Source organism: Enterobacter sp. C3_dUdeg, assembly GCF_057536195.1.
Map to the genome: position 1 here is coordinate 304,158 of NZ_BAAKFX010000001.1, position 23,143 is coordinate 327,300.

A 23,143-nucleotide genomic window follows, 5' to 3' on the forward strand; every position below is an offset into this window, starting at 1 on the left:
AAAAACCGGGGATATTCCCCGGTTTTTTTATTTGTGACGTTTGCGAAGATTCTCAATCACCGCCGTCAAATCCAGCTCCTGATCCTGCAGCAGCACCAGCAGGTGGTACATCAAATCAGACGCTTCATTCGTCAGCTCCTCGCGGTCATGCACGGTCGCGGCCAGTGCGGTTTCAACGCCTTCTTCACCCACCTTCTGTGCAATACGCTTGGTTCCGCTGGCGTACAGTTTCGCGGTATAGGAACTCCCGGGATCCGCTGTTTTACGCTCTGCCAGCAGCTGTTCCAGTTGATACAGGAACAACCACTGGTGGCTCGCCTCGCCGAAGCAGCTGCTGGTGCCCTTATGGCAGGTTGGGCCGACTGGGTTTGCCAGCACCAGCAGGGTGTCGTTATCGCAGTCAGGCGTTATGCTCACTGCATTCAGGAAATGACCCGAGGTCTCGCCTTTGGTCCACAGGCGCTGTTTCGTGCGCGAGTAGAAGGTCACTTTGCCGCTGTCGATCGTTTTCGCCAGCGCGTCCTGGCTCATATACCCCAGCATCAGCACTTCGCCTGAGACGGCATGCTGGACAACCACCGGCAGTAACCCGTCAGTTTTTTCCCAGTCCAGCTGCGCCTGTTGTTGCTCTGTTAACATACCCTGATCTCCACGCCCTGGTCGGCCAGGTACGTTTTTAACTCACCAATATTAATAATCTGCTTGTGGAACACGGAAGCGGCCAGCGCGCCGTCCACGTTCGCATCGCGGAAGGCTTCAAGAAAGTGTTCCATGGTGCCCGCGCCGCCGGAGGCGATCAGCGGAACGTGGCAGACCGCACGGACTTTTTTCAGCTGCTCGAGGTCATACCCGTTACGCACGCCGTCCTGGTTCATCATGTTGAGGACAATTTCGCCCGCGCCACGCTTCTGCACTTCCTGCACCCAGTCGAGCGTTTCCCACTGCGTCACGCGCGTGCGGCTTTCATCTCCGGTGTACTGGTTCACGTGGTACTTGCCCGTTGCGGCGTCATACCAGGTGTCGATCCCAACCACAATACACTGCACCCCAAAACGATCGGCGAGGCGGGTGATCAGCTCCGGGTCGGCCAGGGCAGGGGAGTTAATCGAAATCTTGTCGGCGCCAAACGAGAGAATTTTGGCGGCGTCGTCAGCGGATTTAATACCGCCCGCCACGCAGAACGGAATGTCGATCACTTCCGCCACGCGTGCCACCCAGCTTTTATCGACCACGCGGCCATCGCTGGAGGCGGTGATGTCGTAAAAGACCAGCTCGTCGGCGCCTTCATCGGCATAGCGTTTTGCCAGCGGGACGATGTCGCCAATGATCTCGTGGTTGCGGAACTGCACGCCTTTCACGACCTGACCATCGCGTACGTCCAGGCAGGGGATTATCCGTTTTGCCAGCATTGAATCGCCTCCGTCACAGTAAATTTACCTTCCAGCAGGGCCCGGCCCACAATCACGCCCTTCACACCGGTACCGCGCAGCGCGGCCACGTCGCTGATATCACCGATACCGCCCGAAGACTGGAACGCCACATGCGGATAGCGTGCGCAGACCTCTTCATACAGCGAGACGTTAGAGCCCGCCAGCGTTCCGTCCCGGGAGATGTCCGTACACAACACGTGCTTCAGGCCAACGGGCAGGTAGATATCGACCAATTCTTCCAGCGTCACGCCGGAGTTTTCCTGCCAGCCGCTCACGGCAACCTGCTTATTACCCTGTTCGTCAATACGCACGTCCAGCGCCAGCACCAGAGCATCGGCGCCAAAGCGGCGGAACCAGCCTTTCACTGTCTCAGGATCTTTCACGGCGGTTGAACCCACCACCACGCGGGCCACGCCAGCGTCCAGCAGCGCCGCGACGTCATCTTCCGTACGCACGCCGCCGCCGACCTGGACGGGCACATCAACGCCCGCAACAAGTTGTTTAAGCAGCGGGATCTGGCGTTTCGCCGGGTCTTTCGCGCCCGTCAAATCCACCAGGTGCAGTACCTGCGCACCCTGGGCGGCATAATCCTGCAGACGCGGCAGCGGGTCGTTTCCGTAGTCGCGCTGCTGGCCGTAATCGCCCTGATGCAGACGGACAACCGTACCGTCAATTAAATCTAACGCGGGAATAATCATCACATCTCCAGGAAGTTTTTCAGCAGCTGCGCGCCCGCGGCGCCAGAGCGCTCCGGGTGAAACTGTACGCCGAAAAAGTTGTCTTTCTGTACGGCCGCCGTAAACGCCTCGCCGTAGGTGCACTGGGCGATCGTATTCACGTTCACCGGCATGGCGTAGCTGTGCACGAAGTAAAAATACGCGCCGTCTTCGATGCCGCGAAACAGCCGGTCGCCCGCTTTGGCGTAGACGCGGTTCCAGCCCATATGCGGCAGAGGCAGGCCGCGATCGGTCATTTTCGGCACGTCTTCATCAATAATGCCCAGCAGGTCAACGCCGTTGCTCTCTTCGCTGCGGCGGCCCAGGATCTGCATGCCCAGACAAATGCCCAGCACCGGCTGGGTACAGGCTTTGATCAGGTCGACCAGCTCGCGTTCGCGAATCTGATCCATCGCCGCCTGCGCGGTGCCCACGCCCGGTAAAAAGAGTTTGTCGGCGCGCAGCACCACGTCCGGGTCACGGCTTACCACCGGCTCATAGCCGTGGCGCGCAATCGCCGATTTGACGGAGTTCAGGTTGGCGCATCCGGTATCCAGAATGACCACGTTCATTACAGCACTCCTTTCGATGAAGGCAGGGCGTCACCTTCCACGCGAATTGCCTGGCGCAGGGTACGGCCAAAGGCTTTAAAGAGACTCTCCACGCGGTGGTGGTCGTTCTTGCCCTTGGTCTTCAGGTGCAGCGTCAGGCCCATGGTGTAGGACAAGGAGCGGAAGAAGTGCTCCACCATTTCGGTGCTCAGATCGCCCACGCGCTGGTAGGTGAAATCAGCTTTGTATTCCAGGTGCGGACGGCCGGAGATGTCCATCGCGCAGCGCGCCAGACACTCGTCCATCGGCAGGACAAAGCCGAAACGGTTAATGCCGCGCTTGTCGCCGAGCGCCAGCTTCAGGGCTTCACCCAGCGCCAGGCCGGTATCTTCCACGGTGTGGTGATCGTCAATGTAGAGATCGCCTTTTACCGTAATTTCCATGCGGAAACCGCCGTGGGTGGCAATCTGGTCCAGCATGTGATCGAAGAAACCGACGCCGGTGTGGATCTTGCTGCCGCCTTCACGGTCCAGCCAGACCTTCACATCAATCTGCGTCTCTTTGGTGTTGCGCTCTACGTGGGAATAGCGGTCGCGCTTTGTCAGCTGCTCGCCAATCTTCGCCCAGTTAAGGTTGTTGCGATCGTAGCGCAGCCCCGCGATGCCCATGTTTTCCGCCAGCGTGATATCGGTGATGCGATCGCCGATGACATAGCTGTTGGTTTTATCCAGCGCATCTTCAGCCAGGTAGCGCTCTACCAGCTTCACCTTTGGCTTACGGCAGTCACACTCGTCGGCCGGCATGTGCGGGCAAATCAGCACTTCATCAAATACCACGCCCTGAGAGGTTAGCACCTGCATCATCAGATTATGCGGGCCGTCAAAGTCCGCCTGCGGGAAGCTGTCGGTACCCAGACCATCCTGGTTGGTGATCATCACCAGCTTAAAGCCTGCTTTTTGCAGCTTAAGCAGCACCGGGATCACGTCCGGTTCAAAAGCCAGCTTGTCGAATCGGTCGACCTGAAAATCGGCTGGTGGCTCCGAAATAAGGGTGCCGTCACGATCGATGAAAAGGATCTTCTGGGTCATACTTTCTCCGCTTTCAGGGCGTCAATCACGCGCTGGCTCTCTGCATGGGTGCCTACGGTAATGCGCAGGCAGCCGCTCAGAGAAGGTTGTTTATTCTGGTCTCGTAAGATAATGCCCTGATCCCATAAAGATTTAAATACGGCACTCGATGCGGTGAAGCGCACCAGGATGTAGTTAGTTTCCGAGTCGAATACCTGCTCGACGCAAGGGATATCCTTCAGGGCCGTCACCAGATATTGACGTTCCTCCAGGATTTGCGCCACGCGCTCGCGCATCGCGTTGATCCCCTGTGGCGTCAGCGCCTGTGCCGCAATATCGGCAACCGGCGTTGAGAGCGGGTACGGGGCGATCACTTTCAGCAGCAGGTCGATGACCTCTTTATTTGCCAGGGTGAATCCGCAGCGCAGACCCGCAAGGGCATAGGCTTTCGACAGCGTACGCAGCACCACCAGGTGCGGATACTCTTCCAGCCAGCCTGCCAGCGTCGCCTGTGGGCAGAACTCGATGTAGGCTTCGTCGGCAACCACCAGCGCTTTACCGCGCGTCATTTCCAGCAAAGTGCGGATATCCTGCGGGTTGATAATCTGTCCGGTCGGGTTGTTCGGGCTACAGACAAATACCACTTTTACACCATCGAGATTGTCGGCGATCCCCTGAAGATCCAGCTGCCAGTTCTCCAGCGCCTGCACGTTGCGACACGCTACGCCGAAGGTTTCCGCGCTGACGCTGTACATGCCGTAGGTAGGCTGGCAGTACATCACCGCATCTTTGCCCGGCTCGCAGAAGGCGCGGATCAGCAGTTCAATGCCCTCATCCGCGCCGCGGCTGACCAGCACCTGCTCTGGCTTCACGCCCGCGTACTGCGCGTAGTTTTCAATAACGGCCTTTGGCTGACACTCCGGATAGCGGTTCAGCGTTTGCTGCGACAGTTCAAACTGCACCGCCGTCGGGAATTCGTTGGCGTTCAGCCAGACATCCCCTTTACCGCCCAGACGACGCGCCGACTGGTAAGGCGTCAGGCGACGGACATTTTCGCGGGCTAACTCTTCAATGTTCATGCTTGCTCCTTCAGGGCTGCAACGCGCAGCGTAACGGCATTTTTGTGGGCGGTCAGCCGCTCGGCGGCGGCCAGGGTTTCAATAGTAGACGCCAGTGACGCAAACCCTTCGCGGGAGAGCTCCTGCACGGTCATGCGTTTCTGGAAATCCGCCAGGCCCAGGCTCGAACAGGTAGAGGTGTAGCCATACGTGGGCAGCACGTGGTTGGTGCCGGAGGCGTAATCGCCCGCGGACTCCGGTGACCAGTCGCCGAGGAACACCGAGCCCGCGCTGGTAATGCTGTCAACCAGATCGCGCGCGTTGCGGGTCTGAATGATCAGGTGCTCCGGGCCGTACTGGTTGGAGATGGTAATACACTGGTCCAGGTCGCGCGCCACAATCAGGCGGCTGGCCGCTAGCGCCTGACGTGCCGTGTCGGCGCGGGGCAGGTCGGCAAGCTGGCGCTCAACGGCTTCGCCCACGCATTTCGCCATATCGGCGTCCGGCGTCAGCAGGATGACCTGCGAGTCCGGGCCGTGTTCCGCCTGAGAAAGCAGGTCGGAGGCCACGAAGTCCGGCGTTGCGCCGCTGTCGGCAATCACCAGCACTTCAGACGGGCCGGCAGGCATATCGATGGCCGCGCCGTCCAGACGCTGGCTGACTTGGCGCTTGGCTTCGGTCACGTACGCATTGCCCGGGCCAAAAATTTTGTCGACCTTAGGAATGGATTCCGTGCCGAACGCCAGGGCCGAAATCGCCTGCGCGCCGCCCACTTTATAGACCGCCTGCACGCCGCAGAGCTTCGCCGCATAGAGGATCTCGTCGGCAATCGGTGGCGGTGAGCACAGCACCACTTTCTGACACCCGGCAATTCGCGCGGGTGTCGCCAGCATCAGTACGGTGGAGAAAAGCGGGGCAGAACCGCCAGGGATATAGAGGCCAACGGACGCAACCGGGCGCGTGACCTGCTGGCAACGCACGCCGGGCAGGGTTTCGACATCCACGGTCTGCAGCTTTTGCGCGGTGTGGAAGGTATTAATGTTTTTCACCGCGACGGCCATCGCCTGCTTGATATCGTCACCCAGACGATTGCTGGCATCAATGATTTCCTGCTCGGTAACCTGTAATGCACCGACTTTCGTCTTGTCAAACTTCGCGCTGTATTCACGCAGCGCGTCATCGCCACGGGCTTTGACGTTATCCAGGATCTCCGTCACGGTACGTGAGATGCTCTCAGAGGCGGAAATCGCCGGGCGCATCAGCAGCTCGCGCTGCTGTGCGTCGCTACAGGTGTTCCAGTCGATGATTGTGTTAAAGCTCATGGCCATTACTCCATCATCTTCTCAATAGGCAGCACCAGGATGGAGCTTGCGCCCAGCGCCTTCAGTTTTTCCATGGTTTCCCAGAACAGGGTTTCGCTGCTCACCATGTGCATCGCCACGCGCTGCTGATCGCCCGCCAGCGGCAGGATGGTTGGACGCTCAGCGCCCGGCAGCAGGGCAATCACTTCATCCAGACGCTCGGTTGGGGCGTGCATCATGATGTATTTGGACTCACGCGCCTGAATCACGCCCTGAATGCGGGTCAGCAGCTTGTCGATCAGCTGCTGCTTGGCGTCGGCCATGTCGCCGTCGCGCTGAATCAGGCACGCTTTAGAGCGGTAGATCACTTCCACTTCGCGCAGACCGTTGGCTTCCAGCGTCGCGCCGGTAGAGACGAGGTCACAGATGGCGTCCGCCAGACCCGCACGCGGCGCCACTTCAACGGAGCCGTTCAGCAGGCAGGATTTAAACTGCACGCCTTTCTGGTCGAGATAACGCTTTAACAGGTGAGGGTAAGAGGTGGCGATACGTTTGCCGTTCAGCGCGGCCGGGCCGTCCCACGCTTCGTCAACCGGCGTAGCCAGGGACAGGCGGCAGCCGCCGAAGTCCAGACGACGCAGGGTGAAGTAACGCGGATCTTCGCCCTGCGCGCGGCGGGTCAGCAGCTCTTCTTCCAGCACGTTTTCCCCGATAATGCCGAGGTCAACGACGCCATCCATGACCAGGCCGGGAATATCGTCATCACGCACGCGCAGAATGTCGATGGGCATGTTTTCAGCCAGAGCAATCAGGCGCTGGGTGTGCAGGTTAATTTTAATCCCGCAGCGGGCCAGCAGTTCGCGTGAGTCATCGCTCAAACGGCCTGATTTTTGAATAGCTATGCGTAAGCGTGAGTTATCTAACATTCTTTATTCCTCGTTAACCTGTTTTAACCTGTCTGAATTTGGTCCAAAAAAAAGCCCCCGGAAGAAGATCTTCCGGGGGCTTTATCATGCGTTCATGCACCACTGGAAGATCCAAACGTCTTCCAGCACACATCGCCTGAAAGACTAGTCAGGATGATGGTGATGATGGTGGTGTTTAAATTGAACGCGTGTCATATAAATTCTCGATGAATGCTTATTCATTTGATGTCTTTTAACCTAAACCAGTTGTACGACATATTGCAAGGGCTTTTTTTGATCATTAATTCATTTCATATTGATGCTATGAATTGTGTGTTCTGCCGGGCTGGCGTAGCCTTATAAAAGACGAGTGAGAGTCAGGAGAATTCGCATGAAAAAGGTCGCGATTGTCGGTTTAGGATGGCTGGGAATGCCGCTGGCGATGTCATTAGCCGCAAAAGGCTGGCAGGTGACCGGGAGCAAAACCACGGCGGATGGGGTAGAGGCAGCGCGCATGTGCGGTATTGATGGCGTTGAGCTGCGCCTTGAACCGGAGCTGGTGTGTGATGCTGACGATCTGGACACGCTGATGAACGTCGATGCGCTGGTGATCACGCTCCCCGCGCGGCGCAGTGGCCCGGGCGAGTCGTTTTATCTGCAGGCGATGCAGGAGATCGTCGACAGCGCGCTGGCGCACCATGTTCCGCGCATCATTTTTACCAGCTCGACGTCGGTGTATGGCGAAGTTGCGGGCGTGGTGAAAGAGAGTTCCGAGCGCCGTCCCGTGACGGCGAGCGGTCAGGTTCTGAAAGAGCTGGAAGACTGGCTGCATAATCTTCCCGGCACGCAGGTCGATATCGTCCGTCTGGCGGGGCTGGTGGGCCCCGGCCGCCATCCGGGACGCTTTTTTGCCGGTAAGTCTGCGCCAGACGGCCAGCATGTCGTCAATCTTGTGCATCTTGACGATGTTGTTGCTGCGATTGAGCTACTCTTACAGGCTCCGAAAGGTGGACACATCTATAATATATGTGCACCTTCTCATCCGGCACGCAGCACGTTTTACCCGCTGATGGCACGTCAGCTGGGTCTGGCTCCGCCGGTTTTTGGTGAGGCAAAGGATGACAGTAAAGGCAAAATTGTTGATGGCAATCGCATTTGTCATGAGCTGGGGTTTGAGTATCAGTATCCCGATCCGCTGGTGATGCCCATGGAATAAGACCCGCAGCGGAGACGATCGCGCACCAGAAGGGGGCGAGCATGAAACCGCTGCTGGATGTTCTTATTATTCTGGATGCTCTGGAAAAAGAGGGGAGCTTTGCCGCTGCGTCAGCAAAGCTCTACAAAACCCCATCTGCGTTGAGCTATACCGTTCAAAAACTGGAAAGCGATCTCAATATCCAGATCCTCGATCGCACCGGGCACCGCGCACGTTTCACCCGTACCGGACAGATGCTGCTGGAAAAAGGCCGTGAAGTCCTCCATACCGTTCGTGAACTCGAAAAACAGGCCGTAAAACTTCATCAGGGTTGGGAAAACGAGCTGGTTATTGGCGTGGATGATACTTTTCCGTTTTCTCTCCTGACGCCGCTGATTGAAGCCTTCTATCAACACCACAGCGTGACCCGGCTTATCTTTATCAACGGCGTGCTGGGTGGCTCCTGGGATGCCTTAACGCAGGGCAGGGCGGACATTTTCGTCGGTGCACTCCATGAGCCTCCCCAGCTGAGTGATTTTGGTTTTGCCCGGCTGGGCGTGCTGGAGCAGGTATTTGCCGTGGCGCCCCATCACCCGCTGGCTCAGGAACCCGAGCCGCTTAACCGTCGCGTGATTAAAGGCTACCGCGCCATCGTGGTCGGGGACAGCTCTCGTCCGGAATGCTCGGTCTCCTCGCAGCTACTTGATGAGCAGGAGGCCATTACCGTTTTCGACTTTAAAACCAAGCTGGAACTGCAAATAAGCGGCCTGGGCTGCGGCTATTTACCGCGCTATCTGGCGCAGCGGTTTATTGACAGCGGCGCGCTTGTTGAAAAACAGGTACTTGCTCAAAGCAGTAATGAATCGGTGTGGGTAGGCTGGAATGAACAAACTGCCGGGCTTGCAAGCGCCTGGTGGCGAGACGAGATTTTAGCAAATAGTGCTATCGCCGCCGTTTACTCTCAGCCCGACGTCCAGAAATCAGCCAGTTAGTAAAAAGAAAATTGTCCCATGCTTTGCAAAGTATTGCCTTTTGTATCCGATGTGGGGCAAAATGCGGCCGCTGCAACCAAATGAATAATCGACGATATAAAAGGCGTCGGTTATTTTTTTTTGCATGTACGAAACGAAACTAAAAACCAAGAGGCCGGGCTTCGTACCGGATAGATATTTACTAAAATCCGACAGTTGTTGTCGCTGAGGAAGAAAGAAATGGGGCAATTTTTCGCTTACGTGGCGGTTATCACCGTAAAGGAGAATAACTATGTCGCATAACGCAACTCCAAACACCTCTCGCGTGGAATTACGTAAAACGCTTACGTTGATTCCGGTTGTTATGATGGGCCTTGCCTATATGCAACCGATGACGCTGTTCGATACATTCGGTATCGTATCAGGCCTCACAGACGGTCATGTGCCGACGGCTTATGGCTTCGCGCTGATTGCAATCCTCTTTACCGCGCTGAGCTACGGTAAACTGGTGCGTCGCTATCCGTCTGCTGGTTCCGCCTACACCTATGCCCAGAAATCCATCAGCCCGACAGTTGGCTTTATGGTGGGCTGGTCTTCGCTGCTCGACTATCTGTTCGCGCCGATGATCAACATTCTGCTGGCAAAAATTTATTTTGAAGCGCTGGTGCCGTCGATTCCATCCTGGATGTTCGTCGTGGCGCTGGTAGCCTTTATGACCGCCTTTAACCTGCGCAGCATTAAGTCCGTTGCCAACTTTAACTCCGTGATCGTCGTCCTTCAGGTTGTCCTGATTGCCGTTATTCTTGGCATGGTGATTTACGGTGTGTTCCACGGCGAAGGCGCCGGCACTCTGGCGAGCAGCAAGCCGTTCTGGTCTGGTGATGCCCATGTGATCCCGATGATTACCGGGGCAACCATTCTGTGCTTCTCCTTTACCGGTTTTGACGGCATCAGCAACCTGTCTGAAGAAACGAAAGACGCAGAGCGCGTGATCCCTCGCGCCATCTTCCTGACGGCGCTGATTGGCGGTCTGATCTTTATTTTCTCGACCTATTTCCTGCAGCTGTACTTCCCGGATATCTCCCGCTTCAAGGATCCGGATGCGTCTCAGCCGGAAATCATGCTCTATGTGGCGGGTAAAGCGTTCCAGGTTGGCGCGCTGATCTTCTCCACCATTACCGTACTGGCGTCCGGTATGGCCGCGCATGCAGGCGTTGCGCGTCTGATGTACGTGATGGGCCGCGATGGCGTATTCCCGAAAAGCTTCTTCGGCTACGTTCATCCAACCTGGCGTACTCCGGCGATGAACATCATCCTGGTCGGTGCCATTGCGCTTCTGGCGATTAACTTTGACCTGGTGATGGCAACGGCGCTGATTAACTTCGGTGCGCTGGTGGCGTTCACCTTTGTTAACCTGTCGGTTATCTCTCAGTTCTGGATCCGTGAAAAGCGTAACAAGACGCTGAAAGACCACTTCCAGTATCTGTTCCTGCCGATGTGCGGTGCCCTGACCGTGGGCGCGCTGTGGGTTAACCTGGAAGAGAGCTCTATGGTGCTTGGCCTGATTTGGGCGGGTATCGGCCTGATTTACCTGGCCTGCGTCACGAAGAGCTTCCGTAACCCGGTTCCTCAGTACGAAGACGTCGCGTAATGACTCGCCGGGTGGCGCTTGCCCGGCCTACAAAACGACACACCCGTTGGCCTGTGCCAGCGGGCAAAAAAAAGCCGGAGACATCGCCTCCGGCTTTTTTTATACCGCTCGCTCAGACAATCTCTTGAGCGTACTGGAACAGGGATTTCAACAGCGCCTGTTTCTCAGCATTCCCCTCATACTGGCCATAAAGCATTTCCAGCTCCTGGGCATAGCTATTAAGGAACTCAGGGGTAAAGACATTGCGACGATGCTGCAGCCAGCGATCCTGCTCTGCCTCGTCCAGCGTGCCGGGGAAGTTACGCGCGCGGTAGTTAAACATCAGCTTTTCGATGCGTTTATCGGCGAAAGTAATATCCAGCGCCGGTAAGTTACGCGGCTCGGTTTGCAGAACGATATTCATCGCCGCGCGGTCGGCATCGCTGAAGAAGCCGTTGTAGAGCTGGGCATCCACGTTTTCAGACGGCACGAACGGCTCCGCCTCGGCAAAGATGGCGACCACTTTCTCGCGCACCTGCGGGTTATCGCGCAGCACTTTCAGGTTATCGAGGCAGCGCTGACGGTTAATGCCCAGTCTGTCCGCATCTTCCGGGCGCAGCGTATTCGCCTGCGCGAGTACCGGACATTTATTGATATGCACCAGTTTGACCGGCACCGCAGGCAGATCGCCGAGTTCATTTTTCGGGGTATAGAGCCGTTCGCGCAGGGTATCGCTGTCGAGCTCCAGCAGCGGCGAAATATCGCCGGCTAAATCCACCATGATGACCGCATTACGGTTGTCCGGATGCCAGGCCAGCGGGGCGACCCAGCTGGTATTACCGCGCCAGGCTCCAAACATGCCGGAGATATGCACCAGGGGTTTCATCTGCGGTACGTCGATAAGGGTCATGAGCTTCTGCTTGCTGCGGTGGCTCAGCAGATACTCAAACAGCCGGGGCTGCGCGTTTTTCACCAGCTTCGCCATGGCAATGGTGGCATAGACGTCCGCCATCGCGTCGTGGGCATTGCTGTGCTCGATGCCGTTGGCGCGCGTCAGGTGTTCCAGCCGGAAGCTGATCAGCCCTTCCTCGTTTTCCGGCCAGTTAATGCCCTCAGGACGCAGGGCATAACAGGCGCGCATGATGTCGAGCAAATCCCAGCGTGAGTTGCGGTTCTGCCAGCTCCAGGCATAGGGATCGTAGAAGTTGCGATAGAAGATGTTGCGCGTCACTTCGTCATCGAAGCGGATGTTGTTGTAACCGACCACGCAGGTATTGGGGACGGTAAACAGATCGTGGATGCGTCGGGCGAATTCTGCCTCGTTAACGCCTTTCTCGCGCGCTTCCTGAGGCGTGATCCCGGTGACCATGACCGCCCCGGGCTGCGGCAGGTAGTCATCAGCCGGTTTGCAGTAAAAGACCTCAGGCTCGCCAATAATGTTGAATTCGTCGTCGGTACGGATGGCGGCAAACTGCGCCGGTCGGTCCAGCGCCGGGTGCGTGCCAAAGGTTTCGTAGTCATGGAATAAAAAAGTCGGGCGAGCGGCAGAGTCAGACACCAGTAATACCATCCTGTTAAAAAATGACGTCACTATGGTAAACGATCGTGCGGTTCAGACCGAATAAAAAGCACCGCCGTCGAGCAAATTTGCGCGCCAGCTTCAGAGAAAAATCTGTGCTCTGTCACATTTTTTTGCAATTAAGCCAGGTAACGACATCAGAACTCCCGTAAAAAGGTCATCGATTTTTAATGACCTGAGGATATACCGTTGAAACGCCGTCTGTTTATTGCTGTTTCTTTACTCGCTTCGAGTGTCTCATCTGCTTTTGCGGCCGAACCACTGGATTTTTCGCCGCAGCCTCCGGCCATTCAGGCTGGCTCCTGGGTGCTGATGGACTACACGACTGGTCAGATCTTAACGGCGGGCAACGAACATCAACAACGTAATCCGGCGAGCCTGACCAAGCTGATGACGGGGTATGTGGTTGATCGGGCCATTGATAGCCATCGCATTACGCCGGACGACATTGTCACCGTCGGGCGTGACGCGTGGGCAAAAGGCAACCCGGTTTTTGACGGCTCATCGCTGATGTTCCTGAAAGAGGGCGATCGCGTCTCCGTGCGTGATTTAAGCCGCGGTCTGATTGTCGATTCCGGCAACGACGCCTGCGTGGCGCTGGCCGATCACGTGGCGGGCGGTCAGCCGCAGTTTGTGAAGATGATGAACGACTACGTGCAGAAGCTGAACCTGCGCGATACGCACTTTGAAACCGTCCACGGGCTGGACGCGCCGGGCCAGCACAGCTCGGCCTATGACCTGGCCGTACTCTCCCGGGCCATCATTCACGGCGAGCCTGAGTTTTACCATATGTACAGCGAAAAGAGCCTGACCTGGAACGGGATCACCCAGCAAAACCGTAACGGCCTGCTGTGGGATAAAACCATGAACGTGGACGGGCTTAAAACGGGGCACACCTCGGGGGCGGGCTTTAACCTGATTGCGTCCGCCGTTGACGGTCAGCGCCGTTTAATCGCGGTGGTGATGGGGGCGGACAGCCCGAAGGGGCGTGAGGACCAGGCCCGGAAACTGCTGCACTGGGGGCAGCAGAACTTCGATACGGTGCAAATCCTGCATAGCGGTAAAAAAGTGGGGACAGAGCGTATCTGGTACGGCGATAAGGAGCAGGTGAAACTGGGCACCGACCAGGACTTCTGGCTGGCCTTGCCGAAAGCGGAAGTGCCGAACATCAAAGCCAAATACGTGCTGGATAAAAAAGAGCTGGAAGCGCCGATTGCTGCGCATCAGCGGGTCGGGGAGATCCAGCTCTATGACCGTGACAAGGTGGTGGCGCACTGGCCGCTGGTGACGCTGGAAGCCGTTGATAAGGGCGGACTGTTCTCTCGCATGAGCGATTATCTCCACCACACGCTTTAACCGCTGATGGGCAGACTGGCAGGGTTGCGAGTCTGCTCACATAATAAACACTCCTCGTTTGCCGATAATAGTAATCCAGCTTTATAGTGTATAAATATACAGTAATAAATGGAGGCAGCATGGACTACAGCATCAAGCAGCAACAGAAACGTAAGATTGCCGGTTTTCATTTGGTCGGACCGTGGGAACAAACGGTTAAACAGGGCTTTGAACAGCTGGTGATGTGGGTGGACGGGCGCCACATTGAGCCGCTGGAGTGGGTTGCGGTCTACTACGATAACCCCGATGAGGTCCCGGCAGAAAAACTGCGCTGCGATACGGCCGTTACGGTGCCGGACGATTTCGTTATTCCGGAAAACAGCGAAGGCGTCATGATGACGGAAATCGCGGCCGGGGATTATGCCGTGGCGACGGCGCGCGTGGAAAACTACGACTTCGCCACGCCGTGGTATCAGTTCTTCAACTCTCTGCTGCAGGACAATAAGTACCAGATGGCGCTTAAACCCTGCTTCGAACGCTATCTCAATGACGGCAATGCAGACGGCTACTGGGATATCGAAATGTATATCGCGGTAGAGCATAAAACGGCTTAAGCCTGCTAAATGAAGGGTTTTTCAGTCGGGAGCGAGCCGCCCGGCTGAAAACACAGTACAATTGTGATTTGCCGTGTAGCTGGAGAGCGGGTGTGCGTCCCGACAAATCATTAACCCCTTTTGAAATTCGCTTGTACAAACATTACCGCGTGGTGCACGGGTGCCGCATCGCGCTGGCGTTCGTATTGACGTTTGTACTGGTCCGTTTGCTTGATGTTCCGGAAGGAACGTGGCCGCTGATCACCCTGGTGGTGGTGATGGGGCCCATCTCGTTTTGGGGGAACGTTGTTCCGCGCGCCTTTGAGCGAATTGGCGGGACGGTTTTAGGCTCGGCCCTTGGGCTTATTGCCCTGAAGCTGGAACTCATCTCATTTCCCGTGATGCTGGCATGGTGCGGGGCCGCCATGTTCCTGTGCGGCTGGCTGGCGTTGGGCAAAAGACCGTATCAGGCCTTGCTGATTGGGATTACTCTCGCGGTGGTTGTCGGTGCGCCCGCCGGGGATATGACCACCGCGCTGTGGCGAAGCGGGGATGTCATCCTGGGGTCACTGCTGGCCATGCTCTTCACCGGTATCTGGCCGCAGCGCGCTTTTCTGCACTGGCGTATTCAGATGGCGAACTACGTCACCGCCTTTAACCGCGTCTATCAGGCCGGATTTTCCCCGAATCTGGTCGAGCGTCCCCGGCTGGAAAAGCATCTGCAAACGATCCTCAACGACGTGGTCAAAATGCGCGGCCTGATTACGCCCGCCAGCAAAGAAACCCGTATTCAGAAATCGATTTTCGAAGCCATCCAGACGGTAAGCCGCAATCTGGTCTGCATGCTTGAACTGCAAATCAACGCCCACTGGGCCTCGCGTCCCAGCCATCTGTTGATGCTTAACGCGCAGACTCTCAAAGAGACCCAGCAGATGACGCAGCAAACGCTGTTGACCATCGCCCATGCGCTCTATGAAGGGAACCCGCAGCCGATACTGGCCAACAGCGAGCGGCTGAATGAGATCGTCGCGGAGCTGAAGCAGTTAATCAATGAACGCCAGAGCGATAACGTTGCGGAAACGCCTATTCATGGCTACGTCTGGCTGAGCATGGAACTGGCGCGTCAGCTTGAGCTGTTATCGCACCTTATTTGCCGGGCGCTGCGCAAATAAAAGGCGTATGTGACGGCTGCTGCTTCGATTCAGCAGCAATTGGGGTTATGATAGCTTTAAACGATATACTCATTGTCATTCGCAGCCGCTGTCAGTAAGGTTATTGTTACAACGGTTGCCTTAACGAATCCGAATCTCACATTATCAGGGGTGTAAAAATGGAAACTACCAAGCCTTCGTTCCAGGATGTTCTGGAATTCGTCCGCCTGTTCCGCCGCAAAAACAAGCTGCAGCGTGAAATCCAGGACGTTGAGAAGAAGATCCGTGACAACCAGAAACGTGTTCTGCTGCTCGACAACCTGAGCGACTACATCAAGCCAGGTATGAGCGTTGAAGCTATTCAGGGCATCATCGCCAGCATGAAGAGCGACTATGAAGACCGCGTTGATGACTACATCATCAAAAACGCTGAGCTGTCCAAAGAGCGTCGCGACATCTCTAAAAAGCTGAAAGTGATGGGCGAAATCAAAAACGGCGAAGCAAAAAGCGAGTAATCGCAGCGAATAGTGAAAAAGGCTCTCTGGTGACAGAGAGCTTTTTTTTATGACTCAGAACGCGGCTGTAGCTGATAAATCCAGGCCTGAACCTGCTTGCCTTCAAGGGTGGTCACCGTGACCTCAACGCGATCGTAGCCGTCTTCAAATTCGTCCAGCATTTGCCAGTGTGCGGCAAGGTTATCCGAGATAAACAGATAGCCTTCGACGCGGGGGCCGTCAGGGTGGAGCACAATTCCCGGGAAGTCCGCCGCGGCGCCCCAACCGCGTTCGTAAAACGTGCCGGATACGGAACCGGCCAGCCATTCGCCGCCGATGTCTTCAAGAATATGCGCATTAGCGTGGCCCGGGCGCAGCGTGCCGTAGACAAACAGAGCGTTCATTTTCCCTCATCCGCAAAGCAAAAAGCCTGCTTTAAAAGCAGGCTTTTTAAATTTGGCTCCTCTGACTGGACTCGAACCAGTGACATACGGATTAACAGTCCGCCGTTCTACCGACTGAACTACAGAGGAATCGTTGTGGAGGCTTATCTTAGCGGCGAAAAAACTTTTGTCAAACCTGATCTTAGGGAAAATCGACTGATTGCTGATTCTGTCGTCAGTTTGTTGTAAATCCACACATCTTTTTCTGGAAAATACTTTGCAGGATTAGCATTTGTCCCCCATCATTTGAAATGGAGTTTCAACTTTTCTCGCTAAGGTCCATTTTGAACGTCACTGCCTCCTTACGCCAGGCGATAACGCGCACGCCATGGTATGCAAAACGTAAAAGCTATCGTGTCCTGTTCTGGCGTGAAATCACCCCTCTTGCCGTGCCTATCTTCCTGGAAAATACCTGCGTTCTGTTGATGGGGGTCCTGAGCACCTTCCTGGTGAGCTGGCTGGGGAAAGAGGCGATGGCAGGGGTTGGGCTGGCGGACAGCTTTAACATGGTGGTGATCTCGTTCTTTGCCGCCATAGACCTCGGGACGACGGTGGTGGTGGCCTTTAGCCTCGGCAAGCTTGATCCCAAACGTGCACGCGAGGCGGCCCGCCAGTCGCTGATGATCATGACCATTTTTTCGATCGTTCTGGCGGCGGTGATCCACTATTTCGGTAAAGAGATTATCGATTTTGTCGCCGGGGAGGCCACTAACGAGGTTAAAGACCTGGCGCTGACCTACCTGGAAATGACCGTCTTAAGCTATCCGGCGGCGGCCATTGCGCTGATTGGCAGCGGTGCGCTGCGCGGGGCGGGCAACACCAAAATTCCGCTGCTGATCAACGGCGGGATGAATATCCTGAATATCATTATCAGCAGCGTGCTGATCTACGGCGTGTTCTCGTGGGAGGGGCTGGGGTTCGTCGGTGCCGGACTGGGGTTAACCATTTCACGCTATATCGGTGCGGCAGCCATCATCGGGGTGCTGATGGCGGGGATCACCCCCTCGCTGCGTCTGACGCTAAAAAGCTATTTCCGCCCCTTTAATTTCGCCATTATCTGGGAAGTGATGGGGATCGGCATTCCCGCCAGCATTGAATCGGTGTTATTCAACGGTGGGAAGCTGCTCACGCAGATGTTTGTCGCCGGGATGGGCACCGACGTTATCGCCGGTAACTTTATCGCCTTCTCTATTGCCTCGCTGATTAACCTGCCGGGTAACGCGCTGGGTTCAGCATCCACCATTATTACGGGTAAGCGGCTCGGGAAAGGGCAGATAGGCCAGGCGGAGCGGCAGCTGCGGCACGTGTTCTGGCTGTCAACCATTGGGCTGACGCTGATCGCCTGGGGAACCGCGCCGTTTGCCGGGCTGATGGCCTCGTTCTATACCCACGAAGATGACGTTAAAGAGGTCGTTAAGATCCTCATCTGGCTCAACGCGGCCTTTATGCCCATCTGGGCGGCCTCATGGGTATTACCCGCCGGGCTGAAAGGGGCGCGCGATGCCCGCTTTGCGATGTGGGTATCGATGCTCGGCATGTGGGGATGTCGCGTTGTCGCGGGGTATACGCTCGGGGTGATGCTTGGATGGGGTGTGGTCGGCGTCTGGCTGGGGATGTTCCTCGACTGGGCCGTGCGGGGTGCGCTGTTCTACTGGCGGATGGTCAGCGGACGCTGGCTGTGGAAATATCCGCGGAAAAATGCCTGACAATTGCGCGAAGTGGAGAATAATTCGGCAAACGATCGGAAATGTGCATTCTGCCTTTGACATCCCGGGGGAGCATCGATAATATGCGCCCCGTTCACACGATTCCTCTGTAGTTCAGTCGGTAGAACGGCGGACTGTTAATCCGTATGTCACTGGTTCGAGTCCAGTCAGAGGAGCCAAATTTGAAAAGCCTGCTTTTAAAGCAGGCTTTTTGCTTTTCTGCGCAAGGTAAACGCAAAACGGCAACCGGGTTGCCGTTTTTAGTGTGTGCACCCTCTCCCGCGGGAGAGGGCTGGGGTGAGGGCACCAGCCCGCACAATGCACTATCGATCCAAACCAATCGGCGCCGTCGCCTCAACCAGCCACTCACGCGCTTCGCTATTCACCAGAGGTGAGAGCGCCTCGCGTACCTGCCGGTGATACGCATCCAGCCACTGCTTTTCCTGCTCGCTCAGCAGATGCAGCTCAACCTGACTTAAGTCGATCGGGATCAGCGTCAGCGAGGCAAATTTGCAGAAACCCGGACGGCTCTCCACAATCTCCACCTGGTTTTCAATACGAATACCGTGGCTATCGCCCAGATAGTAGCCTGGCTCGATAGTCATGATATTGCCCGCCACCAGCGGCCACGGGTTAACCTTTTTGGCGATGCGATGCGGGTTCTCGTGGATCAGCAGCTGGTGCCCCACGCCGTGTCCCGTGCCGTGATCGTAATCCAGCCCCATCTCCCACAGCGGGCGACGCGCAAACGCATCCAGCTGATGCCCCTGAGTCCCGGAAGGGAACTGCAGGGTAATGAGCGACAGGAAACCTCTCAGCACGGCAGTGTAGTGCAGGCGCTGCTGCGGATCGACGTTACCCCACGCCAGCGTGCGCGTGGCATCGGTGGTGCCGTTAGCATACTGGCCGCCGGAATCGTTCAGGTAAAAATGGTCATGGCCGATGGGCTTATTGCTGGCCTCGCTCGAATGGTAGTGGCACATCGCCGCATTGCTCGAAGAGGCGGAGATGGTCGCAAAACTCTGCTCGATGAACCCGGGCTGCTGTTGACGGAACGCAAGCTGCTGCGCCTGCGCGTCCAGCTCGGTGAGCGGTTGTCCTGCCGCCTCGCGCCGCGGCACTTCGCGGCTCAGCCAGGCGAGGAAGTTGACCCACGCGGCCCCGTCCCGGTGATGGCACTCGCGATAACCTGCCAGCTCGACCGGGTTTTTAGTCGCTTTCATCAGGGTGATGGGATCGGTCCGCCAGACAATTTCTCCCCGTGGTTCAACGGCGAAGCGCAGGGCAACCGGCGCGGAATCGGCATCAATCATCACCCGTTTGCCTACGGCAATCTGCTGGCAGCGTTCAATAAAGGTATCCTGCGGCGCAATGGTGAACGCATTGCGCACACCGTCAGGCAGGGCGCTGAGCTTATTGTCGTTAACAAACCACTCAACGTGACCGTCACGACCGAGAAGGGCAAAGGAGAGCGGTACCGGGCTGTAAGGGATATCCGCACCGCGGACGTTTAACAGCCAGGCGATGTTATCCGGCAGGGTGACGGCGAGATAATCCACATTGTTTGCGGCCAGCACGGCGGCGACGCGCTGACGTTTGTCCGCGCTGCGTTCGCCGCTGTGTTCAACCGGCATCTCACGGATAAGCCCCGCCGGTGCGGCAGGGCGATCGGTCCATAGCGTGTCAAACGGCGAGGCCTTCAGCGGCACCAGCTCGCACGGCGTGGCAGACAGTTGCTCAAATTCCGCGTTGGTCATCAGCAGCGCGTCAAAACCGATGCGCGTTCCTGACTCAACGTTTTCTGCCAGCCATTCCGCCAGCGGCTCGTTGTGCAGGTGGTGGATCTCAACCTCATCCGTATTGACCTGAACGCGCGCCTGAACCTGATAGCGCCCGTCGACGAACAGCAGCGCTTTGTTTTTCAGCACCAGCGCCACGCCGGCCGAACCGTCAAAGCCCGTCAGCCAGGCCAGCTTTTCGTCGTAAGGCGCGCAGTATTCGCTCTGCCAGGCATCCGCGCGCGGGACGATCATCCCGTCGAGATGGCTGGCCTCAAGCCAGTGGCGCAGGGCAGAGAGCGGTGATGTGCTGGACATTGTTTTTCCTTATCGTGATTAGCGGAACGGCGGCTCGTTGAAGGTGCGCAGCTTGCGCGAATGCAGCTTGTCGCCCTCCGCGCGAAGTAAATCAATCGCACGAATACCAATCTGCAGATGCTCAGAGATAGCCCCTTCGTAGAAACGGTTGGCCTGGCCCGGCAGCTTAATTTCACCGTGCAGCGGCTTATCGGAGACGCACAGCAGCGTGCCGTAAGGAACGCGGAAGCGATATCCCTGCGCGGCAATGGTGGCGCTCTCCATATCGATCGCTACCGCGCGGCTCAGGTTGAACCGCAGCGCGGAGGCGGAGTAGCGCAGCTCCCAGTTGCGGTCATCCGTTGTGACGACCGTACCGGTGCGCAGGCGCTGTTTAACCTCTTCGCCCGGCATGCCGCTGACCTCTTTGGTGGCGTCATACAGCGCGCGCTGTACTTCGGCGATGCTCGGGATTGGGATATCCGGCGGCAGCACCGCATCAAGCACGTGATCATCGCGCAGATAGGCGTGGGCCAGCACGTAGTCGCCAATCAGCTGGCTTTCGCGCAGGCCGCCGCAGTGGCCAATCATCAGCCACACGTCCGGGCGCAGTACCGCCAGATGGTCGCAGATGGTCTTGGCATTTGACGGGCCAACGCCGATGTTAATCAGCGTGATGCCCTGGCCGTCGGCGGTGATCAGGTGCCAGGCGGGCATCTGGTGCTTTTTCCACGCCAGGTCGGAAATGGCCTGCTCGGGCGCTTCGGTTTCAGCGGTGATCCAGATCCCGCCCGCGCAGGACAGCGCGATATACGGGCTCTCCGGGTCGAGGATCTGGCTGCAGCCCCAGCGGACAAACTCGTCGACGTAGCGGGTGTAGTTGGTAAAGAGCACGAACGGCTGGAAATGTTCGACTGGCGTACCGGTGTAGTGACGCAGACGCGCCAGGGAGAAATCGACCCGGCGGGCATCAAAATGCGACAGGGGAGAAAATTCTGCCGGGTGATAAATCCCGTCGGCCGTCTCATCGCCAATCTGTGAAAGTTCCGTCGTCGGGAAGTGGCGGGTCAGCCCCGCGCTCATGGAGCGGTCGAGGGTTAACGCCGAACCGTCAATCACGTACGGATACGGGATCTCATGCTGCGAGGGCTCAACGGCAATGTGCGCGCCGTAATCCTGGTACAGCAGCGTGAGTTGTTCTTCAAGATACGGGCGGAACAGCGCAGGGCGGGTGACGGTGGTGCTGTAGCAGCCGGAGTGGGTAAAGCGCGCGTAGGCGCGGGTTTTGGGATTACTGCTGGCGCTGCCGTCCCAGGTCACAGAGAGCGATGGATAAACAAAAAGGCCCTCGGTTCTGGCCTTTTGGTCGGGAAGTTTCCCTGTTTCGATATATTCGCTGATGGCGCCGCGCAGCGCGTTGACGGACTGTTCATACAGCGCGTCGAGTTTTTCCAGCGCCTGAGCCGGGGTCAGGCTGGAGCCCTTATTATTCATCTCTGTCTCCTTGTTCCACAGGTGTGCGACTCTACCCGATAGTATGTCACACGCCTGTGAAACAAAAGGGAGATCAGCCGTGGCTCGTCTCTTTCATCAGCAGCGCCGTCGCCGCCGACAGCAGGCAGCCGGCCAGCAGATAAATCGCCACGCTGTGCCAGTTGCCGCCGGAGAAGGTCACCAGCGCGGCGGCAATAAACGGCGTAAATCCGCCACCGACCACGCTTGCCACCTGGTAGCCCACGCCCGCGCCGCTGTAGCGGTAGCTTGCGCCAAACAGTTCGGTGAACATCGGCTGCTGCACGCACACCACCATGTCGTGAGCGATATTGGCGAGCATGATGGCGAAGAAGACAATCCAGAAGATCGACTGCGCCTCGAGCGCCATAAAGAACGGCCAGGCGCTGAGGGTGCCAATCAGCGCCCCGGTGATGTAGACGCGACGGCGGCCAAACCGGTCCGCCAGCCAGGCGAAGCAGGGGATAGTCAGACAGCTGATCCCGCCGACCAGCAGGCCAATATTGAGGAACAGCTCGCGCGGCAGACCAAGGTTCTGCGTCGAGTAGTTCAGGGCAAACGCGGTGACGATATACATCGTCAGCAGCTCGCACAGGCGCAGGGCGATAATTTTCAGAAAAGCGCCAGGGTGCCGGACGAGGGCTTCCATGACCGGAAGACGTCTGTTCGTGGCCGGTTTTTCCTGCTGCTTTTCAAACTCAGCCGACTCCTCCATCCCGTTACGGATCCACAGCGCGGCGATGACCAGCACGATGCTGAAGATGAACGGAATGCGCCAGCCCCAGCTCAGGAACTGCTCGTCGGTGGTGAGCTGGCTGATTAGCGATACCAGCCCGGTGGAAAGCAGAAGGCCCACGCCGTACCCGACCTGTACGCCGCTGCTGTAAAACGCTTTCTTATTTTTCGGCGCGCTCTCTACGGACAGAAGCGCCGCACCGCCCCATTCGCCGCCGACGGCGAATCCCTGGATGGCGCGCAGGGTGACCAGCAGTACCGGCGCCCACCAGCCAATGGCGGAAAACGAAGGGAGAACGCCAATCAGCGCGGTGGCGATCCCCATCATCCAGACGGTGAGCATCAGCATGCGCTTGCGGCCCAGGCGGTCGCCGAAGTGGCCGAAGATCACTCCGCCCAGCGGGCGAAACAGAAAGCCGACGCCGAAGGTGGCAAACGCGGCAAGCGTGCCCATCGCAGGGCTGACCTGGGGGAAAAACTCGCGGTTAAACACCAGGGCGGCAGTGATGCCGTAAAGCAGAAAATCATACCAGTCGACGACGGCACCCGCGAAGCTGCCTAAGGCTGCGCGGCGGGCACGATTGAGCGAAGGTGTCTCCTCGTTGGGACGATCGGAGATGAGGGTGGAGTCCATAGTTGTCCTGTCCGTACTGATTTTTTAATTATTGGTATAAGAAAAGGTCACTCACATAGCGG

General features: G+C 57.2%; 23 protein-coding genes, 2 tRNA genes and 1 other annotated feature. Of the genes, 10 read left to right on the plus strand and 15 right to left on the minus strand.

Annotated features, from left to right (window positions below; all coding sequences use genetic code 11):
- Positions 1-27 precede the first annotated feature (27 nt).
- The 9 genes from hisIE to hisL form a co-directional block, all read right to left on the minus strand.
- A complete protein-coding gene (hisIE, locus tag AC27FC_RS01330) occupies positions 28-639 on the minus strand; it encodes a bifunctional phosphoribosyl-AMP cyclohydrolase/phosphoribosyl-ATP diphosphatase HisIE (protein WP_112778167.1) in 612 nt (203 codons plus the stop codon).
- Positions 633-1,409 (minus strand): imidazole glycerol phosphate synthase subunit HisF, encoded by a 777-nt coding sequence (gene hisF, locus AC27FC_RS01335; protein ID WP_023330862.1) that lies wholly within the window; start codon positions 1,407-1,409, stop codon positions 633-635. The genes hisIE and hisF overlap by 7 nt, the downstream gene beginning before the upstream one ends.
- Entirely contained in the window at positions 1,391-2,128 is a 738-nt protein-coding gene (gene hisA, locus AC27FC_RS01340) for a 1-(5-phosphoribosyl)-5-[(5-phosphoribosylamino)methylideneamino]imidazole-4-carboxamide isomerase (RefSeq protein ID WP_039263827.1), read from the minus strand. Before hisA ends, hisF begins: the two co-directional genes overlap by 19 nt.
- Positions 2,128-2,718 carry an imidazole glycerol phosphate synthase subunit HisH gene (hisH, locus tag AC27FC_RS01345; RefSeq protein WP_032636077.1) on the minus strand — a complete coding sequence of 197 codons (591 nt, stop codon included), beginning with the start codon at positions 2,716-2,718 and terminating at the stop codon, positions 2,128-2,130. The genes hisA and hisH overlap by 1 nt, the downstream gene beginning before the upstream one ends.
- Positions 2,718-3,785, minus strand: a complete 1,068-nt coding sequence (hisB, locus tag AC27FC_RS01350; protein WP_032636078.1) for a bifunctional histidinol-phosphatase/imidazoleglycerol-phosphate dehydratase HisB — start codon at positions 3,783-3,785, stop codon at positions 2,718-2,720. The genes hisH and hisB overlap by 1 nt, the downstream gene beginning before the upstream one ends.
- Positions 3,782-4,843: a histidinol-phosphate transaminase gene (gene hisC, locus AC27FC_RS01355; protein ID WP_196354209.1), complete on the minus strand. Its 1,062-nt coding sequence runs from the start codon at positions 4,841-4,843 to the stop codon at positions 3,782-3,784. Before hisC ends, hisB begins: the two co-directional genes overlap by 4 nt.
- Entirely contained in the window at positions 4,840-6,144 is a 1,305-nt protein-coding gene (gene hisD / locus AC27FC_RS01360; protein ID WP_196354210.1) for a histidinol dehydrogenase, read from the minus strand. The genes hisC and hisD overlap by 4 nt, the downstream gene beginning before the upstream one ends.
- Before the next feature lie 5 nt (positions 6,145-6,149).
- The gene (gene hisG / locus AC27FC_RS01365; RefSeq protein WP_028018500.1) at positions 6,150-7,049 is read right to left on the minus strand and encodes an ATP phosphoribosyltransferase; all 900 of its coding nucleotides are present in this window, start codon (positions 7,047-7,049) and stop codon (positions 6,150-6,152) included.
- A 45-nt stretch (positions 7,050-7,094) separates the two neighbouring features.
- Positions 7,095-7,218: a sequence feature (His leader region), on the minus strand.
- Positions 7,194-7,244, minus strand: a complete 51-nt coding sequence (hisL, locus tag AC27FC_RS01370; protein WP_001364200.1) for a his operon leader peptide — start codon at positions 7,242-7,244, stop codon at positions 7,194-7,196. (Overlaps the previous feature by 25 nt.)
- 175 nt (positions 7,245-7,419) lie before the next feature.
- On the opposite strand from hisL, the gene AC27FC_RS01375 reads away from it, so the two are divergent.
- The 4 genes from AC27FC_RS01375 (at position 7,420) to plaP (ending at position 10,845) form a co-directional block, all read left to right on the plus strand.
- Positions 7,420-8,244, plus strand: coding sequence for an SDR family oxidoreductase (locus tag AC27FC_RS01375; protein WP_196354211.1), 825 nt, complete (start codon positions 7,420-7,422; stop codon positions 8,242-8,244).
- A 41-nt stretch (positions 8,245-8,285) separates the two neighbouring features.
- On the plus strand, positions 8,286-9,215 hold the full coding sequence (locus AC27FC_RS01380) for a LysR substrate-binding domain-containing protein (protein WP_096151385.1): 930 nt from the start codon (positions 8,286-8,288) through the stop codon (positions 9,213-9,215).
- A gap of 219 nt (positions 9,216-9,434) precedes the next feature.
- Positions 9,435-9,497 (plus strand): membrane protein YoeI, encoded by a 63-nt coding sequence (gene yoeI / locus AC27FC_RS01385; protein ID WP_099458931.1) that lies wholly within the window; start codon positions 9,435-9,437, stop codon positions 9,495-9,497.
- On the plus strand, positions 9,487-10,845 hold the full coding sequence (plaP, locus tag AC27FC_RS01390; protein ID WP_023312362.1) for a putrescine/proton symporter PlaP: 1,359 nt from the start codon (positions 9,487-9,489) through the stop codon (positions 10,843-10,845). Before yoeI ends, plaP begins: the two co-directional genes overlap by 11 nt.
- Positions 10,846-10,957: 112 nt before the next feature.
- On the opposite strand, the gene sbcB is transcribed toward plaP, so the two are convergent.
- Complete coding sequence (sbcB, locus tag AC27FC_RS01395) at positions 10,958-12,394, minus strand: exodeoxyribonuclease I (RefSeq protein ID WP_400457227.1); 1,437 nt, start codon at positions 12,392-12,394, stop codon at positions 10,958-10,960.
- 198 nt (positions 12,395-12,592) lie between these two features.
- Here sbcB and dacD point away from each other — a divergent pair, with 198 nt between their 5' ends.
- The 4 genes from dacD to AC27FC_RS01415 all read left to right on the plus strand — a co-directional run bounded on the left by dacD (position 12,593) and on the right by AC27FC_RS01415 (position 15,997).
- Positions 12,593-13,759, plus strand: a complete 1,167-nt coding sequence (gene dacD / locus AC27FC_RS01400) for a serine-type D-Ala-D-Ala carboxypeptidase DacD (RefSeq protein WP_032658759.1) — start codon at positions 12,593-12,595, stop codon at positions 13,757-13,759.
- Between the two features lie 119 nt (positions 13,760-13,878).
- Entirely contained in the window at positions 13,879-14,352 is a 474-nt protein-coding gene (gene sbmC, locus AC27FC_RS01405; protein WP_033145946.1) for a DNA gyrase inhibitor SbmC, read from the plus strand.
- Between the two features lie 92 nt (positions 14,353-14,444).
- Positions 14,445-15,503: an FUSC family protein gene (locus tag AC27FC_RS01410; RefSeq protein WP_033145945.1), complete on the plus strand. Its 1,059-nt coding sequence runs from the start codon at positions 14,445-14,447 to the stop codon at positions 15,501-15,503.
- 158 nt (positions 15,504-15,661) lie between these two features.
- Positions 15,662-15,997 (plus strand): DUF496 family protein, encoded by a 336-nt coding sequence (locus AC27FC_RS01415; protein ID WP_008499467.1) that lies wholly within the window; start codon positions 15,662-15,664, stop codon positions 15,995-15,997.
- Between the two features lie 47 nt (positions 15,998-16,044).
- Here the strand turns inward: AC27FC_RS01415 and AC27FC_RS01420 are convergent, their stop codons facing one another.
- Both AC27FC_RS01420 and AC27FC_RS01425 read right to left on the minus strand, forming a co-directional pair.
- Positions 16,045-16,380: a gamma-glutamylcyclotransferase family protein gene (locus tag AC27FC_RS01420; protein ID WP_045142990.1), complete on the minus strand. Its 336-nt coding sequence runs from the start codon at positions 16,378-16,380 to the stop codon at positions 16,045-16,047.
- A 53-nt stretch (positions 16,381-16,433) separates the two neighbouring features.
- Positions 16,434-16,509 (minus strand) — tRNA-Asn (locus AC27FC_RS01425).
- Positions 16,510-16,670: 161 nt separating this feature from the next.
- On the opposite strand from AC27FC_RS01425, the gene emmdR reads away from it, so the two are divergent.
- Positions 16,671-18,125 carry a multidrug efflux MATE transporter EmmdR gene (gene emmdR / locus AC27FC_RS01430; protein ID WP_123244567.1) on the plus strand — a complete coding sequence of 485 codons (1,455 nt, stop codon included), beginning with the start codon at positions 16,671-16,673 and terminating at the stop codon, positions 18,123-18,125.
- A gap of 103 nt (positions 18,126-18,228) precedes the next feature.
- Positions 18,229-18,304: transfer RNA gene (locus AC27FC_RS01435), tRNA-Asn, on the plus strand.
- A gap of 144 nt (positions 18,305-18,448) precedes the next feature.
- Here AC27FC_RS01435 and AC27FC_RS01440 read toward each other — a convergent pair.
- The 3 genes from AC27FC_RS01440 to shiA all read right to left on the minus strand — a co-directional run bounded on the left by AC27FC_RS01440 (position 18,449) and on the right by shiA (position 23,081).
- Positions 18,449-20,221, minus strand: a complete 1,773-nt coding sequence (locus tag AC27FC_RS01440; RefSeq protein WP_196354212.1) for an aminopeptidase P family protein — start codon at positions 20,219-20,221, stop codon at positions 18,449-18,451.
- An 18-nt stretch (positions 20,222-20,239) separates the two neighbouring features.
- Positions 20,240-21,694, minus strand: coding sequence for an AMP nucleosidase (locus AC27FC_RS01445; protein WP_023312354.1), 1,455 nt, complete (start codon positions 21,692-21,694; stop codon positions 20,240-20,242).
- A 73-nt stretch (positions 21,695-21,767) separates the two neighbouring features.
- Complete coding sequence (gene shiA / locus AC27FC_RS01450) at positions 21,768-23,081, minus strand: shikimate transporter (protein WP_143346788.1); 1,314 nt, start codon at positions 23,079-23,081, stop codon at positions 21,768-21,770.
- Positions 23,082-23,143 lie beyond the last annotated feature (62 nt).